This is a genomic window from Microvirga pakistanensis, assembly GCF_004458765.1.
Lineage (GTDB): Bacteria > Pseudomonadota > Alphaproteobacteria > Rhizobiales > Beijerinckiaceae > Microvirga > Microvirga pakistanensis.
The window spans coordinates 1-223 of sequence record NZ_SPJX01000262.1 but is presented as its reverse complement, the minus strand read 5'-3'; the positions used below and the strand labels follow the sequence as shown (position 1 = coordinate 223).

1 protein-coding gene is annotated in these 223 nt (G+C 70.9%); it reads right to left on the bottom strand.

From position 1 onward, the window contains the following. A partial coding sequence (locus tag E4K09_RS29140) for a hypothetical protein (protein ID WP_166802338.1) occupies positions 1 to 223 on the bottom strand: 223 nt, incomplete at both ends.

Genomic DNA, 223 nt, shown 5'->3' with positions numbered 1-223 from the left:
GACGTCCGCCGCCGCTGCCGCCCCGCCTTTTGCAGGCGCGCGCGGGCCGTCGATCTCGATCACCCCGTGCTGCTGCAGCGCACCGGCTTTGGCGAGCGCCTCCACATCGACTGAGATGAGCTTGTCGAAACCCGCGACGGGGAGCCCCTGCAAGGCTAGAACGATCTCGCCGTCGATCTGGCGCTGGCGCTGCGGTGCGCGCCGCACGATCTCGCACACCCCG